Origin of the sequence: Streptomyces massasporeus (genome assembly GCF_014648995.1) — a bacterium.
GTDB lineage: Bacteria > Actinomycetota > Actinomycetes > Streptomycetales > Streptomycetaceae > Streptomyces > Streptomyces massasporeus.
Window position 1 is genome coordinate 1 of the sequence record NZ_BMSE01000030.1, and the last position, 14,765, is coordinate 14,765.

Genomic DNA, 14,765 nt, shown 5'->3' on the forward strand with positions numbered 1-14,765 from the left:
TAAAGCAGCAGCTCAGAGGCTCGGGAGAGTCAAAGGGTGAGCATCATGTCGATGCCGCCCGCCGAGGACTGCGCGTACGCGTCGCGGGTCTGGACCTCCGGGTTGCCGTACGGTGCGGCGGCCTTCTCCACCGCCGCCGTGCCCGCGTCCGTGCTCACACCGTCCGCGAAGGTGACGGCGACGAGGGTGTCGGAGTCCTGGGTGCGGTGCGGGGCCCAGGCGGCGCGGGTGATGACGTAGTCCCCGGCGAGTTCGGACCGGCCGTAGACCGCGCGGACGGTGAAGGTCTCCTTCGTGCCGTCGGTGAAGGTGAGGTGCGCCCTGTCGCCGGTGGTGAGGTGCTGCCGGTCGGCCTCTTTCTCGGTGACGGCGATGCCGTCGGTGCCGAGTCGGCGCAGCGAGCCGTCGACCGTGCCGAGGTCGAAGGTGCGTGCCAGGGCGACCGGGTCGGTGACCGTCAGGGCCCGGCCCTCGCCGTCGACTTCGGCGACGCCGCGGCCGAGTCCGACGGCGGTGTCCACCTCTGGCAGGTCCTGGATCGCCCCGGCCAGTCTCGGGCTGAGTCCGCTGCCGCCCGCGCCGAACGAGGGGGCGCTGACGGCGACATCGCCCGCGAAGGAGCGGGACACGGTCTGGTCCATGGTGGCCTTCAGCGAGGCCCCGAACACCGTGAACAGCGACACGACGGCCACGCCGATCATGAGGGCACTGGCGGTGGCGGCCGTGCGCTTGGGGCTGCGCAGGGCGTTGCGCCGGGCGAGAGCACCCGTGACGCCGCGCAACCGGGCGAGCGGGCCGCCGAGGACCCGTACGGCGGTGGACGAGGCGACCGGGCCGAGCACCACGAACGCGACCAGGGCCAGCACCGCGCCGGTTCCCGCCAGCCAGATCGACGGGGACACGAGGACGCCGGCGAGGGCGCAGGCGAGGGCCAGGGCCACCAGCGCGGTGCCGGCGATCGCACGCGGGCGGGACGCGCCGGAGGTGTCCACGGCCGTCTCGCGCAGGGCGGCCAGGGGCGCGGTGCGGCCTGCGCGGACGGCGGGCAGCAGGGCGGAGCCCAGGCAGACCACGATCCCGACGGCCAGGGGCAGCGCCATCGACAGGCCGGTGACCACCAGGTCGCCCTCGGGGAACGGGAAGCCGATGGCCGGGAACAGCGCCTGGAGCCCCGCCGCGATGCCGATGCCGCCCGCGAGGCCCGCCAGGGACGCGGTTACGGCCACGACGCCGGCTTCCACCAGGGCGGCGCCGGTGACCTGCCGGCGGGAGGCGCCCAGCGCCCGCAACAGGGCGTTCTCGCGCGTGCGCTGGGCGACGACGATCGCGAAGGTGTTGTGGATGGAGAAGGTCGCGACCAGCAGGGCGACGCCGGAGAACACCAGCAGGAAGAGCGTGAAGACGCTCAGGAATTGGCCGGAGATCATCTCGTTGTTCTCCTCGGCCGACTCCTGGCCGGTGATGGCCTCGACGTCCTGCGGCAGCACGGGCGTCAGCCGGTCGACGAGCTCCCGCTGGGTCACGCCGGGCCCGGCCCGCACCTGGATCGTCGCGGCCTCACCCGGCCGGGCGGTGAGGTACTTCTGCGTGTCGGTCATGGTCATCCCGGTGAAGGTCACCTGCGCCATGCCGTCCTCGCCGCCGAACGTGGCGAGTCCCACGATCGTCACCCGGACCGGGTCCGGGGTGCGCAGGGTCGTGGTGTCGCCGATGGTCAGGCCGCCCTTCTCGGCGGCGCCCCGGTTGACGACGACCTCACCGGATTTTTGGGGCGCGCGGCCCTCGGCGAGCCGGTACGGGTTGAGCTCCGGGTCGGTGATCCAGTTGCCGGCGAGGGTGGGCGGGCCCTGGCCGCCGATCGGCTCGCCGTTCGCGCCGACGAGTTGGCCGGCGCCCTGGACGTTGGGCACGGCGGCGGCGACGCCGGGGACCTTCTCGACGGTCCTGACCAGGTCGGTGGCGACCGGCTGCCGTACGCCCTGGCTCTCGCCGGGTGTGGTGATGGCGTCGGCGCTGCGGACGACGGCGTCCGTGCCGCCGGCCGCGTCGCCGAACATCGAGTCGAAGCTCGCGCGCAGGGTGTCGCCCATGACGAGCGTCCCGGCCAGGAAGGCCACGCCGAGGAACACGGCGAGGAACGTCCCGGCGAAGCGCCGCCGGTGGGCGCGCAGGGAGGAGGCGCTCAGGCGTACGGAGGCGTTCATGAGGGCACCTCGAAGGCTTTCATCCGGTCCAGGACGCGGTCGGCGGTCGGGGACTCCATGCGGTCGACCAGGCGCCCGTCGGCGAGGAAGACGACCTCGTCGGCGTGGGCGGCGGCGACGGGGTCGTGGGTGACCATGACGACCGTGCGGGCGGTCTGCCGCACCGCGCGTCCGAGCAGCCCGAGCACCTCGGCGCCGGAGCGGGAGTCGAGGTTGCCGGTCGGCTCGTCGGCGAAGACGACCTCCGGCCGCCCGGCGAACGCCCGGGCCACGGCGACGCGTTGCTGCTGTCCGCCGGAGAGTTCGGCGGGCCGGTGGTGGAGCCGGTCGCGCAGTCCGACGACGTCGATCAGCGCGTCGATCCACTCCGGGTCGCCCCGCCCGCCCGCCAGGTCCAGGGGCAGGGTGATGTTCTCCGCGACGGTGAGCGTGGGCACCAGGTTGTACGCCTGGAACACGAAGCCCACGCGGTCGCGGCGCAGCAGGGTGAGCCGGCGGTCGTCGAGGCCGCCGAGGTCGGTGTCGCCGATCCGGGCGGCGCCGGAGGTGAGGGTGTCCAGGCCCGCCGCGCAGTGCATCAGGGTGGACTTGCCGGAGCCCGAGGGGCCCATGATCGCGGTGAAGCGGCCGGCCGGGAAGGTCACGGTCACGCCGTCGAGGGCGCGTACGGCGGTGTCGCCACCGCCGTACACCTTCACCGCGTCGACGACCCGGGCGGCCGGCGTCGTGGTCGTCGTGGCGGTCGTCGTGGTCATGCCGCGCCTCCCTTGCGGCCGAACTCCTCGTTCAGCACGGACAGTCGGCGCCAGTACTCGTCCTCGTCGATCTCGCCGGAGGCGAAGCGGCGGCCGAGTACGGCGAGGGGCGAGTCGCTCTCGACGGTGGGCCGCCCCCAGGGGCCGCCGCGGCGTCCGCGCCACACCGTGCGGCGCAGCAGCACGATGCCGCCGCCGATCACCAGCGCCCAGATCACCGGGAAGAGCAGGATCCACGGGCCGGGCCCGCCGCCGTCGCCGAAGTTCGCCAGGGTCTGCATGTCGTCCAACTCCTCGATCGCTTCGTGTGCGGTGTCGCTTTCGAGCGTCGTCCGGCGAGGGGCCCCGGTCGTCGTACGGCCAGCGGCACCGTGCGTACCCCACGGGGAGTAGGCGGGCGGGGCTCTTCTGCTCCCCACCCGCTCGACTTCTGTAACTACTGGTATGTACAGTGAGGCCATGAGCACCCCGGAACGGCTGATCGAGTCCACCCGCGAGCTGCTGTGGGAACGCGGCTACACGGGCACCAGCCCGAAGGCGATCCTGGAGCGCGCGGACGCCGGGCAGGGCAGCATGTACCACCACTTCAAGGGCAAGCCCGATCTCGCCCTGGCCGCGATCCGGCGGACCGCCGAGGAGATGCGTGCTACCGCCGCGGGAGTACTCGACGGCCCGGGCACGCCCTACGAGCGCATCGAGGCGTATCTGCGGCGCGAGCGGGACGTGCTGCGGGGCTGCCCGGTCGGCCGGCTGACGATGGACCCGGACGTGATCGCGAGCCCCGAGCTGCGCACGCCGGTCGACCAGACGCTCGACTGGCTGCGCGGGCGGATCGCCGGGATCGTCGAAGAGGGCAAGGAGCAGGGCCAGTTCGCGCCCGGCCTGGACGCCGGGGAGATCGCGGCGGCGGTCGTCGCGACCGTCCAGGGCGGGTACGTCCTCGCCCGCGCCTCCGGCTCCCCCGCCGTGTTCGACGCGGGGGTCCGGGGGCTGCTCTCCCTGCTGGCACCCCGGACCTCTTGAGGAGACCTCCATGCACGCCCTGCAGTACGAGATCGCCCTGCCCGCCGACTACGACATGGGCGTCATCCGCGACCGCGTCGCCCGCCGGGGGCATCTGCTCGACGACTGGGACGGGCTCGGCCTCAAGGCCTATCTGATCCGCGAGCGCGGCCTGCGCGGCTCGCCGGTCAACCAGTACGCGCCCTTCTACCTCTGGAACACCGTCGACGGGATGAACTCCTTCCTGTGGGGCGGCGGGTTCCAAGGAGTCAGTGACGACTTCGGGCGGCCGTCGGCGCGGCAGTGGACGGGGCTCGCGTACGAGGAAGGGGAGGGTTCGCACCCGCGGTTCGCCCTGAGGCGGCGCCAACCGGTGCCGGACGGCGGGCTGTTGGCCGATGCCGTGGAGGACGCGGTGGGCGAGGCCCGGCGGCTGGCGGCGCAGGACGGAGCCCTGTGTGCCGCCGCGGCCGTCGACACGAGCCGCTGGGAGCTGGTGCACTTCAGCCTCTGGGAGCAGGACTCTCCCAAGGCCGACGGCGAGGTGTTCGAGGTGCTGCACCTGTCCGCGCCGGGCCGGGACCGGCTGGCCCGGGGACGCCGGTGGTGAGCGCGGTCCGCACGGTGCTGGGGGACGTGCCTCCCGCGGACCTGGGCGTGTGCGACGCCCACGACCATCTCTTCTTCGGCAGTCCCCGGCTGCCCGGCCAGGAGCTGCGCAGCGTGGCGGCGGCGCGGGCGGAGCTGCTCGCGTTCCGGGAGCAGGGTGGTGGGGCCGTCGCCCAGTGGACGCCGTACGGGCTCGGGCGGCGGGCCGCCGATCTGCCGCCGCTGTCCCGGGAGACGGGCGTTCACGTGGTGGCCGCGACCGGTCTGCACCAGGCCGTGCACTACGACGAGGGCACGCTCGCCGGGCTGCGGAGCCGGCTCGCCGAGGTCTTCGTCTCCGAACTCACCGTGGGCATCGGGACGTCGGGGGTGCGGGCGGGACTCGTCAAGGTCGCGGGCGGCTTCCACGCGCTCGACGCGCACGCCCGCTGGACCATGACGGCGGCGGCCGAAGCGCATCACGCCACGGGCGCGACGATCACCGTGCACCTGGAGATGGGCACCGGCGCGCTGGACGTACTGGACCTGCTGTGCGGGGAGTTGGGGGTGCCGCCGCACCGCGTGGTGCTCGGGCATCTCAACCGCTCCCCCGACCTCGTGGTGCACCGGCAGGCGGCCGAGTCCGGCTGCTATCTGGCCTTCGACGGGCCGTCCCTCACCCACCACGCCACGGACTGGCGGATGCCGGAGGCCGTACGGGCCCTCGCCGACGCCGGGTTCGGCGACCGGGTGCTGCTGGGCGCGGACACCACCACGGCCGCCGCCCGCTCGGTGGACGGCGGCCCCGGGATGCCCTACCTGCTGCGCCGGGTGCGGCCCCGGCTCGTACACGCCGTGGGCGAGGAACTGGTCGAACGCATCCTCACGGAGAACCCGGGCCGGGCGTTCGGCACCGAGTGGCGCTGACCGGCCTGGTCGACGGGTCTCAGCCGCCGGCCTGGTCGCTGTCCTTCAACGAGCCCCAGCCGTGCCAGCGGTCGACCTCGATCCAGGCGCTGACCCGACGCCGGTCGCGGTCCGGGTACGGCTTGCCGGTGTAGTGCCGGGCGAGGCGGTCGATGTCGGCCAGGTCCTCGTCGTCGTACATCTCGGTGACGCGGCCGATGAGGGTGACGTGGGTGTACCAGTTGTCGCCGGCGAGGACGGTGAGGGTGACGCGCGGGTCGCGGCGCAGGTGCTTCAGCCGTACCCGGCCCTCGTCGAGATTGACCAGCACCCGGCCGTCCTTCCACACGTACCAGGTGGCGGCGGAGACGGGTGCGCCGTCGGAGCGCAGGGTGGCCATGACGCACGGGTTGGGCCGGCTCAGCAGGTCGTCGGCCTCGGGCGGCAGCGGCGGCTTGGACATGGGGGAACCTCCTAGGAGTCGGTCTTGTCGTCGAAGCTGGCGAAGTAGGCCGCGACCATGTCCTCGTCGGCGTGGCCCTGGGCGGCGGCACGCTCCATGCGGGCGGCGGCCGCTTCGGCGACGTCCAGGCGGACACCGTGTGCGGTGCCGGCCTCGACGATCAGCCGGGCGTCCTTGGCGGCGGTGCCCACGGCGAACTGGGGCGGCGTGAGCCTGTTCTCGAGGACGAGCTCGGACTTGGCGCGCAGATAGCCCATGTCGAGCGGGCCACCGGCGACGAGGTCGAAGAAGCCGCGGGGGTCGACGCCGAGGGCCTCGGACAGGGCGAGGGCCTCGCCTGCGGCGGCCGTGACCGCGAGGACCCAGCTGTTGGCGACGAGCTTCAGCCGGGTGGCACCGCCCTGCGCCCCGTCCTCGCCGCTCCACACGGTCCGGGCGCCGACGGCGTCGAAGACGGGCGTCACCTTCTCGCGGCCCTCGGTGGGACCGGCCGCGAGCACAGTCAGCTTCCCGGCCTCGGCCGGCTGGCGGGTGCCCAGGACGGGGGCGTCGTAGAAGACCAGGCCGTGCTCGCGGGCGAAGGCGGCCAGCTCGGCGACGCCCTCGATGCCCGCGGTGGTGGACTGCACCCAGGCGGTGCCGGGGCGCAGGGCGGGGGCGGCCTCGCGCATCGTGTCCAGCGCGGCGGGACCGTCGTAGAGGATGGTCAGGACGACATCGGCGTCCTGGACGGCCTGCGCGGGGGTGTCGGCGATCCGCACGCCCTCGGCGGCCAGCGGCTCGGCCTTGGCCCGGGTGCGGTTCCAGGCGTGGACGGTGTGTCCGGCCCGGGCGAGGTTGCGGGCCATCGCGGCGCCCATGATGCCGGTGCCCAGGACGCTCACGGTGAGCTTGTCGGTCATTGCGTCAACTTCCTCGGTGGTGCGGTGCGGACGGACTGCCTGCGACCCAGCCTGCCCGCTCAGCGGCGCGCCTTCCCGGAAGCGGCGCGGCCAAGCCTGATACCGGTGGGGTCGGTCTCGCCGGATCAGGGCCCGTGCCCGCTCACCCCTGCGCGGTCAGCGCCCCCAACGGGTCGTCCAGGACCGGCTGCCAGGCCAGTTCCGCCGCGCCGACCAGGCTGTTGTGGTCGAGGGTGCAGGGCAGGATGGGGACGCCGCCGCTCTGGCCCCACAGGCTGCGGTCGGCCACGACCGCACGCAGCCGGCCGGGGTCGGCGTCGAGGAGAGTGCGGTGCAGCCCGCCGAGGATGATGCGGTCCGGGTTGAGGATGTTGACCAGGCCGGCGAGGCCCAGGCCGAGGCGGTCGATGAGGGCCTCGGCGGCGGTGCGGACGCCCGGATCGTCGTAGTGGTGGCGGATCAGGTCGATGGACTGCTGGAGCAGGGACACCTCGGGGCCCGGTTCGCGTCCGGCCTCCGTGAGGAAGGCCAGCGGGTCGGTCTCCACGTCGAGGCAGCCGCGGCTGCCGCAGTGGCAGGGTCGGCCCTCGGGGTGCACCGTGAGGTGCCCGACCTCCAGCGCGAGGCCCGAACTGCCCCGGTGCAGGCGGCCGTCGAGGACGAGCGCGCCGCCGACGCCGCGGTGGCCGGTGGCCACGCACAGCAGGTCGCGGGAGCCGCGCCCGGCGCCGTGCCGGTGCTCGGCGAGCGCGGCGAGGTTGACGTCGTTCGCGGCGAACGCGGGACCGTCGAGACCGGCCGCGCGTACCTGCTCGGCGAAGATGTCCCGGACGGGCGCGCCCGCGGGCCAGGCCAGGTGGAGGGGGTTCAGGGCCAGCCCCTCGGGTTCGGCGACGGCGGAGGGCACGGCGAGACCCGCGCCCACGCACCGCAGCCCGGTCTCGCGCAGCAGCTCGGCGCCGGCCGTGACGACGGAGGCCAGCACCTTGGCCGGGTCGGCGTCGACGACCTCGCAGCCGGGCGCGGTGGCGACGATCCGGCCGCCCAGTCCGACCAGCGCCGCCCGGAATCCGTCGGCGTGCACCTGCGCGGCGAGCGCGACGGGCCCGTCGTCGGCGACGGCCAGCTTGTGGGAGGGCCTGCCCTGCGAACCGGCCGCCGCGCCGGGCCGGGCGTCGACCCTGATCAGCCCGAGTGCCTCCAGCTCGGCGGCGACCGCACCGGCCGTCGCCCGTGTCACCCCGAGCTCGGCGGTGAGCACGGCCCGGGTCGGCGCGCGTCCGGTGTGCACCAGTTCCAGTGCGGGTCCGAGGGCTCCGCGCCCCCGGTCCAGCCGCGCTCTCGAAGTGCTCCCGTTCCCCGCCTGCCGGGGGTCCGCCTTCCCGCTCATGAGGGCGAGTCTCCCATGATCCGCCGGGATGGTGGCCGAGCCTGCCGGCCGGGCGGCGGGGAGCAGCGGCGATGGGTGCGGCCGGGCATCAGAGACCGCTGACCCGGAGGGTGATGTTGAGCCGGCCCGTCAGGCCCAGTGCGGGCGGCGCCGTGCCCGCGTGGACGCGTGGGACCCCGTGGTACGCCAGTCGGGACGGGCCGCCGAAGACGAACAGGTCGCCGCTGCGCAGCTCGACGTCGGTGTAGGGCCGGGTGCGCGTCTCGGAGTTGCCGAAGCGGAAGACGCAGGTGTCGCCGAGGCTCAGCGACACCACCGGCGCGTCGGACTTCTCGTCGCTGTCGCGGTGCATGCCCATGCGGGCGTCGGGATCGTAGAAGTTGATCAGCGCGATGTCGTAGTCCGGCGCCGGCCCGCCGAGCGTGTCGCGGACCGCCCGGCGGCCCAGATCGCCGAGCCACCTCGGGAACGGCTTGACCGGGGCGCCGTCCCCGTCGGCGACGGTGCGGGCGTAGGCGTACGGGTACCAGTGCCAGCCGAGGCAGACCTGCCGGGCGGTCATGGTGCCGCCGCCGGGTGTGCGGACCGTGCGCAGCCCCGCGGGCGGCCGGGCCCAGTCGCGGCAGGCGTCGAGCAACGCGCGCTGTTGTGCGGCGTCCAGCCAGTCGGGCAGGTGCACGGCGCCGGACGCGACCTGCGTACGGGGCCTGGGGAACAGCTCGGCGTCCATGCCTTCCATGGTGCCCGACACGCCCTGAGCTGGGGCTCGGCTAGCCTGGTCGCACGATGAACGACCGTATGACGACGCCGTGGGGCGAGCCGGCGCTGACCCGTTTCCCTGAGGACCCGCGCGACAGGCTGCGCGCCTGGGACGCCTCGGACGAGTACCTGCTGAGGCACCTGGCCGAGGAGCGGGTGCCGCTGGACGGCACGGTCGTGGTCGTCGGGGACCGGTGGGGCGCCCTGGTCACGGCGCTCGCCGCGCACCGGCCCGTGCAGATCACCGACTCCCACCTCGCGCAGGAGGCGACCCGGGCCAACCTCGCGCGGGCCGGCGTCGAACCGGGTGCGGTGCGGCTGCTCACCACGCAGGATCCGCCGCCGGAGCGGATCGACGTGCTGCTGGTGCGGGTGCCGAAGAGCCTGGCGCTGCTGGAGGACCAGTTGCTGCGGCTGGCTCCGGCCGTGCACGCGGGGACGGTCGTCGTCGGCACGGGCATGGTGAAGGAGATCCACACCTCGACGCTGACGTTGTTCGAGCGGATCCTCGGCCCGACCCGCACCTCCCTCGCCGAGAAGAAGGCCCGGCTGATCTTCTGCGCGCCGGATCCCGCCCTGGAGCGGCCCGGCAATCCGTGGCCGTACGTCTACACGCTGCCGGACGGCATCGGTGCCGCCGCGGGAGGCACGGTCGTCAATCACGCGGGTGTCTTCTGCGCCGACCGGCTCGACATCGGGACGCGGTTCTTCCTTCACCATCTGCCCGAGGGAGGGGGTCGCCGGGTGGTGGACCTGGGGTGCGGCAACGGTGTGGTGGGCACCTCGGTGGCGCTGGCCGACCCGGACGCCGAGGTGCTGTTCGTGGACGAGTCCTTCCAGGCCGTGGCCTCGGCGGAGGCGACGTACAAGGCGAACGGCGTGTCGGGGCATGCCGAGTTCCGGGTCGGTGACGGGCTGGCGGGTGTGCCGTCCGGCAGTGTCGACCTGGTCCTGAACAACCCGCCGTTCCACTCCCACCAGGCGACGACGGACGCCACGGCCTGGCGGATGTTCACCGGGGCACGGCGCGCCCTGCGGCCGGGCGGGGAGCTGTGGGTGATCGGCAACCGGCACCTGGGCTACCACGTCAAGCTGCGGAAGCTGTTCGGCAACAGCCGGCTCGTCGCGAGCGACCCGAAGTTCGTGGTGCTGAAGGCCGTCAAGCGGTAGCGGTGCCGAGGGTCTGGAGGGTCCTCGCCACCGCCCGTGTCATCGCCTGCCGCGCGAGGGTCAGGTAGCTGCGCGGGTCGACCGCCTCGGGCCGCTCGGCGAGGAACTCCCGGATCGCGCCGGTCAGCGCGATGTTCAGGGCCGTTCCGATGTTGACCTTGGTGATGCCGCCCGCGACCGCCGCCGTGAGTTCGTCGTCCGGGACGCCGGAGGAGCCGTGCAGGACGAGCGGGACGTCCAGTGCGGCCGACAGGCGCCCCAGCAGGGCGTGGTCGAGGGCCGCCGTGCGGGTGGTCATGGCGTGGGAGCTGCCGATGGCGACGGCCAGGGCGTCCACGCCCGAGTCGGCGACGAAGACGCGTGCCTCGTCGGGGTCGGTGCGGGCGCCGGGGGCGTGCGCGTCCAGCGGGGGTCTGCCGTTCTTGCCGCCGATCTGGCCCAGCTCGGCCTCGATCCAGAGCCCTTGGGCGTGCGCCCGGTCGACCGCCGCCCGGGTCGCGGCGAGGTTCTCCGCGTAGGGCAGCCGGGCCGCGTCGTACATCACGGAGCTGAAGCCGGCGTCCGCGGCCTGGTGCAGCAGGGTGTCGCTCTGCACGTGGTCGAGGTGCAACGCGACCGGCACGGCGGCGTGTTCGGCGGCCGCGACGGCGGCGCGGGCGAGCGGGAGCAGGTGTCCGCCGCGGAACTTGACCGCGTTCTCGCTGACCTGGAGGACGACGGGGGTGCGCACCTGCTCGGCACCCGCGATGACGGCCTCGACGTGCTCCAGGGTGATGACGTTGAAGGAGGCGACGGCCGAGCGGGCGGCTGCGGCGGCGGTGACGAGGTCGCCGGTGGTGGTGAGGGGCACGGGGTCTCCAGGTCAGGGTTCGAGGATCACCGAGCGCGTCAGGTGGCGCGGGGTGTCGGGGTCCAGCCCGCGGGAGGCGGCGAGGGCGACCGCGAGCCGGTGGACGCGGACGAGTTCGGCGAGCGGGTCCAGGGCTCCGGCGATCCACAACGCGCCGGTGCCGCGCACCTGTTCGGCGAGCCCGTCCGGTGCGTCGCCCAGCATCCAGGTGGCCGTGCCCTCGGTGGTGATGCTGATGGGGCCGTGCCGGTACTCCATCGCGGGGTAGGCCTCCGCCCAGGCCAGGGCGGCCTCGCGCATCTTCAGCCCGGCCTCGTTGGCCAGTCCGACGGTCCAGCCGCGCCCCAGGAAGGTGAACTGCCCGCATTCCACGATGCCTTCGGGCAGCGGCTCGGCCAGGGCGGTGCGCGCGTCGGTGACGGCGGTGTCGGGGTGGAGGCCGAGGTGGGCGCGGAGCAGGGTGAGGGCCGTGGTCGCGAACCGGGTCTGGACGACGGAGCGTTCGTCCGCGAAGTCCAGGACGGCGAGGGCGTCGGCGGCCGCCTTGACCGGCGTGTCCGGGTCGGCGGTGATCGCGGTGGTGGGGGCGCCGCCCTTCAAGCGGCCCAGCAGGTCCAGGACTTCGGTCGTGGTGCCGGAGCGGGTGAGGGCGACGACCCGGTCGTAGCGGCGGCCGTGGGGGAACTCCGAGGCGGCGAAGGCGTCGGTCTCGCCCTGGCCCGCGCCCTCGCGCAGGGCGGCGGCGGCCTGCGCCATGAAGTACGAGGTGCCGCAGCCGACGATCGCGACTCGCTCCCCCGGCGCCGGCAGCACCTTCTCGAACCGGGGCGCCTCCGACGCGGCGCGCGCCCAGCACTCGGGCTGGCTGGTCAGCTCGTCCTCGACATGCGTCATACCGCACCCTCCGCTCTGCTTGTTCCTGCAAGATATCGCCAGCTTTCGAGCATCATCAAGCATTCGGACGGGATCGGGTGCGCTAAGGTCGCCGGAGATCGATACGTGGAGGTGCGGATGTCGCGCGACGCCCGCTGGAAGGCGCTGCTGGAACTGCTCGTGGAGCGCGGCCGGCTGGACGTCGAGGACGCGGCGGCGGAGCTCGGGGTGTCGGCGGCGACGATCCGCCGTGACTTCGACGGGCTCGCCGAGCAGCAGATGCTCGTGCGCACCCGGGGCGGGGCGGTCGTGCACGGCGTGTCGTACGAGCTGCCGCTGCGCTACAAGACGGCCCGCCGCGCCTCCGAGAAGCAGCGCATCGCCAAGGCGGTGGCGGATCTGGTCGCGCCGGGCGAGGCGGTCGGGCTCACCGGGGGGACCACCACGACCGAGGTGGCCCGGGCCCTGGCCGTGCGCGGGGATCTGGCCTCCGGGTCGCCCGCGCTGACCGTGGTGACGAACGCGCTGAACATCGCGGGTGAGCTGGTCGTGCGGCCCCAGTTCAAGATCGTGCTGACCGGCGGAGTGGCCCGGCCCCAGTCGTACGAGCTGGTGGGGCCGCTCGCGGACGGGGTGCTCGGGCAGATCACGGTCGATGTGGCGGTGCTCGGCGTGGTCGCCTTCGACGTGACGCACGGCGCCGCGGCGCACGACGAGGCGGAGGCCGCGATCAACCGGCTGCTGTGCGAGCGTGCGGAGCGGGTGGTGGTGGCCGCGGACTCCAGCAAGCTGGGCCAGCGGGCGTTCGCCCGGATCTGCGCGACCGAGGCGGTGGACACGCTGGTCACGGACACGGCGGCCGACGTGGGGGCGGTGCGGCGCTTCGAGGAAGCCGGGCTGCGGGTCATCACGGTCTGACGGCGACTCCATGGCGGCGACCGTCCGGCGGCGGTCGTGCGGCAGCGACGGTCCGACAGCGGCCCTCGACAGCCGTCGTCCGACGGCGGCCGTCCGTCGGCGGTTCTAGGCTGGGGCTGAGGCGCCTACCGGGCAGGGAGGCCGTCATGGGCGAAGCCGCACAGGACCGGGGCATGCCGGGCGGCCGGCGCTATGTGCCGATCGCCGAGCACGGGCTGATCGGCGATCTGCGCAGTGTGGCCCTGGTGGGCACCGACGGCACCATCGACTGGTACTGCTGCCCGGCCTTCGACGCGCCGAGCGTGTTCGCCTCGATCCTGGACGCGGAACGCGGCGGCTGCTTCGAGCTGGCGGCGGCGGTGCCGGCGCGGACCAAGCAGTTCTACTTCCCCGACACCAATGTGCTGATCACCCGGTTCTTCACCGAGGACGGGGTGGGTGAAGTGCAGGACTTCATGCCGCTCGGCGGCGGGGCGGCCGAGACCGACCGGCACCGGCTGATCCGGCGGGTGGTGTGCGTACGCGGCTCCCTCCCGTTCCGCACGCGCGTGGCGCCCCGGTTCGACTACGGCTCCCTGCCGCACACGGTCCGGCTGACCGGCGACACCGCGGTGTTCGAGGCCACAGGGCTCGCGCTGGCGCTGACCGCGACCGTGCCGCTGGAGGCCGACGGGTCCGACGTGCGCGGCGACTTCAAACTGTCCGAGGGCGAGACGGCGGTCTTCGCGCTGGACAAGGTCGGCGGCGATGTGACGCCCCGCCGGTGTGCGCGCACCGAGGCCGAGGAGCAGTTCGCGGCGACCGTGGCGTACTGGCGGCGCTGGCTGTCGGCGTCCCGGTACAAGGGCCGCTGGCGGGAGATGGTGCACCGCTCGGCCCTGACGCTGAAGCTGCTCACCTACGCGCCGACCGGGGCGATCGTGGCCGCGCCGACGACGAGCCTGCCCGAGGAGCTGGGCGGCGAGCGCAACTGGGACTACCGCTACGTGTGGGTGCGCGACGCGGCGTTCTGCGTCTACGCCCTGCTGCGGCTGGGCTTCACCGGCGAGGCCGAGGCGTTCATGGACTTCGTGACCCGGCACGTCAGCCCGGGCGACGGCAAGACCTCCGGCCCGCTGCAGATCATGTACGGCATCGACGGCCGCACCGAGCTGCCCGAGCGCACCCTCGACCATCTGGAGGGCCACCACGGATCGGCCCCGGTACGGGTCGGCAACGCGGCGGCCGACCAGCTCCAGCTCGACATCTACGGCGCGCTGATCGACTCCATCTACCTCTACGACAAATGGGCCCAGCCCATCTCCAGCGGCCAGTGGGACGACGTGTGCGCGCTGGTGGACTGGGTGTGCGTGCACTGGGACCAGCCCGACGAGGGGATCTGGGAGACGCGGGGCGGGCGCAAGAACTTCCTGTACTCGCGGCTGATGTGCTGGGTGGCGATCGAGCGGGCCATCCGGATGGCCAACCGGCGCGGCCTGCCCGCCGATCTGCCGCGCTGGCGGGAGTGCCGCGACACGATCTACCGGCGGATCATGAGCCGGGGCTGGTCCGAGGAGCGCCGGGCCTTCGTCCAGCACGAGGACGACGACGTACTGGACGCGGCGGTGCTGATGATGCCGCTGACGAAGTTCATCGCCCCCACCGATCCGAAGTGGCTGTCGACGCTGGACACGCTCACCGAGGAACTGGTGTCCGACTCGCTGGTCTACCGCTACGACACCCGCTCCAGCCCCGACGGGCTGCGCGGCGACGAGGGCACGTTCTCCATCTGCTCGTTCTGGTACGTCGAGGCCATGGTGCACGCGGGCCGGATCGACGAGGCGCGCCTGGCCTTCGAGAAGATGCTGACCTACGCCAACCACCTGGGTCTGTACGCCGAGGAGATCAGCCACACCGGGGAGCAGCAGGGCAACTTCCCGCAGGCGTTCACGCATCTCGCGCTGATCAGCGCGGCGTTCAACCTGGACCGGGCGCTCGGCTGACGC

General features: G+C 73.6%; 14 protein-coding genes and 1 pseudogene. 6 read left to right on the top strand and 9 right to left on the bottom strand.

Features of this window, described 5'->3' with window-relative positions; translation table 11 throughout:
- Nucleotides 1–32: 32 nt before the first annotated feature.
- The 3 genes and pseudogenes from IE153_RS38420 to IE153_RS38430 all read right to left on the bottom strand — a co-directional run.
- Nucleotides 33–2,204: pseudogene (locus tag IE153_RS38420) on the bottom strand (ABC transporter permease); the annotation flags it as partial.
- Nucleotides 2,201–2,959 carry an ABC transporter ATP-binding protein gene (locus IE153_RS38425; protein ID WP_189594315.1) on the bottom strand — a complete coding sequence of 253 codons (759 nt, stop codon included), beginning with the start codon at nucleotides 2,957–2,959 and terminating at the stop codon, nucleotides 2,201–2,203. The gene IE153_RS38425 and the pseudogene IE153_RS38420, both read right to left, overlap by 4 nt.
- The gene (locus tag IE153_RS38430) at nucleotides 2,956–3,240 is read right to left on the bottom strand and encodes an SHOCT domain-containing protein (RefSeq protein WP_097215000.1); all 285 of its coding nucleotides are present in this window, start codon (nucleotides 3,238–3,240) and stop codon (nucleotides 2,956–2,958) included. The genes IE153_RS38425 and IE153_RS38430 overlap by 4 nt, the downstream gene beginning before the upstream one ends.
- Before the next feature lie 163 nt (nucleotides 3,241–3,403).
- Between IE153_RS38430 and IE153_RS38435 the strand changes: the two genes are divergently transcribed.
- Genes IE153_RS38435 through IE153_RS38445 form a run of 3 tightly spaced genes read left to right on the top strand, consistent with a single transcriptional unit; the run spans nucleotide 3,404 to nucleotide 5,476 of the window.
- On the top strand, nucleotides 3,404–3,982 hold the full coding sequence (locus tag IE153_RS38435) for a TetR/AcrR family transcriptional regulator (RefSeq protein WP_189594316.1): 579 nt from the start codon (nucleotides 3,404–3,406) through the stop codon (nucleotides 3,980–3,982).
- A gap of 10 nt (nucleotides 3,983–3,992) precedes the next feature.
- On the top strand, nucleotides 3,993–4,571 hold the full coding sequence (locus tag IE153_RS38440) for a DUF4865 family protein (protein WP_189594317.1): 579 nt from the start codon (nucleotides 3,993–3,995) through the stop codon (nucleotides 4,569–4,571).
- The gene (locus IE153_RS38445) at nucleotides 4,568–5,476 is read left to right on the top strand and encodes a phosphotriesterase family protein (protein ID WP_189594318.1); all 909 of its coding nucleotides are present in this window, start codon (nucleotides 4,568–4,570) and stop codon (nucleotides 5,474–5,476) included. Before IE153_RS38440 ends, IE153_RS38445 begins: the two co-directional genes overlap by 4 nt.
- Before the next feature lie 19 nt (nucleotides 5,477–5,495).
- Here IE153_RS38445 and IE153_RS38450 read toward each other — a convergent pair whose 3' ends face one another.
- The 4 genes from IE153_RS38450 to IE153_RS38465 all read right to left on the bottom strand — a co-directional run bounded on the left by IE153_RS38450 (nucleotide 5,496) and on the right by IE153_RS38465 (nucleotide 8,940).
- Nucleotides 5,496–5,918, bottom strand: a complete 423-nt coding sequence (locus IE153_RS38450; protein WP_189594319.1) for a PPOX class F420-dependent oxidoreductase — start codon at nucleotides 5,916–5,918, stop codon at nucleotides 5,496–5,498.
- A gap of 11 nt (nucleotides 5,919–5,929) precedes the next feature.
- Nucleotides 5,930–6,820 carry an NAD(P)-dependent oxidoreductase gene (locus tag IE153_RS38455; protein WP_189594320.1) on the bottom strand — a complete coding sequence of 297 codons (891 nt, stop codon included), beginning with the start codon at nucleotides 6,818–6,820 and terminating at the stop codon, nucleotides 5,930–5,932.
- Between the two features lie 142 nt (nucleotides 6,821–6,962).
- Nucleotides 6,963–8,210, bottom strand: a complete 1,248-nt coding sequence (locus IE153_RS38460) for an ROK family protein (RefSeq protein WP_189594321.1) — start codon at nucleotides 8,208–8,210, stop codon at nucleotides 6,963–6,965.
- An 88-nt stretch (nucleotides 8,211–8,298) separates the two neighbouring features.
- The gene (locus IE153_RS38465) at nucleotides 8,299–8,940 is read right to left on the bottom strand and encodes an alpha-ketoglutarate-dependent dioxygenase AlkB family protein (protein ID WP_189594322.1); all 642 of its coding nucleotides are present in this window, start codon (nucleotides 8,938–8,940) and stop codon (nucleotides 8,299–8,301) included.
- A gap of 68 nt (nucleotides 8,941–9,008) precedes the next feature.
- On the opposite strand from IE153_RS38465, the gene IE153_RS38470 reads away from it, so the two are divergent.
- Nucleotides 9,009–10,139: a methyltransferase gene (locus IE153_RS38470; protein WP_189594374.1), complete on the top strand. Its 1,131-nt coding sequence runs from the start codon at nucleotides 9,009–9,011 to the stop codon at nucleotides 10,137–10,139.
- On the opposite strand, the gene IE153_RS38475 is transcribed toward IE153_RS38470, so the two are convergent.
- Together IE153_RS38475 and IE153_RS38480 are read right to left on the bottom strand one after the other, a co-directional pair.
- Complete coding sequence (locus IE153_RS38475) at nucleotides 10,129–10,989, bottom strand: class II fructose-bisphosphate aldolase (RefSeq protein ID WP_189594323.1); 861 nt, start codon at nucleotides 10,987–10,989, stop codon at nucleotides 10,129–10,131. The two genes, IE153_RS38470 and IE153_RS38475, sit on opposite strands and share 11 nt — an antisense overlap.
- Nucleotides 10,990–11,001: 12 nt before the next feature.
- Nucleotides 11,002–11,883 carry an SIS domain-containing protein gene (locus tag IE153_RS38480; protein ID WP_189594324.1) on the bottom strand — a complete coding sequence of 294 codons (882 nt, stop codon included), beginning with the start codon at nucleotides 11,881–11,883 and terminating at the stop codon, nucleotides 11,002–11,004.
- Nucleotides 11,884–12,000: 117 nt separating this feature from the next.
- On the opposite strand from IE153_RS38480, the gene IE153_RS38485 reads away from it, so the two are divergent.
- Nucleotides 12,001–12,780 carry a DeoR/GlpR family DNA-binding transcription regulator gene (locus IE153_RS38485; protein ID WP_189594325.1) on the top strand — a complete coding sequence of 260 codons (780 nt, stop codon included), beginning with the start codon at nucleotides 12,001–12,003 and terminating at the stop codon, nucleotides 12,778–12,780.
- 146 nt (nucleotides 12,781–12,926) lie between these two features.
- Complete coding sequence (locus IE153_RS38490) at nucleotides 12,927–14,762, top strand: glycoside hydrolase family 15 protein (RefSeq protein WP_438817983.1); 1,836 nt, start codon at nucleotides 12,927–12,929, stop codon at nucleotides 14,760–14,762.
- Nucleotides 14,763–14,765: the final 3 nt, after the last annotated feature.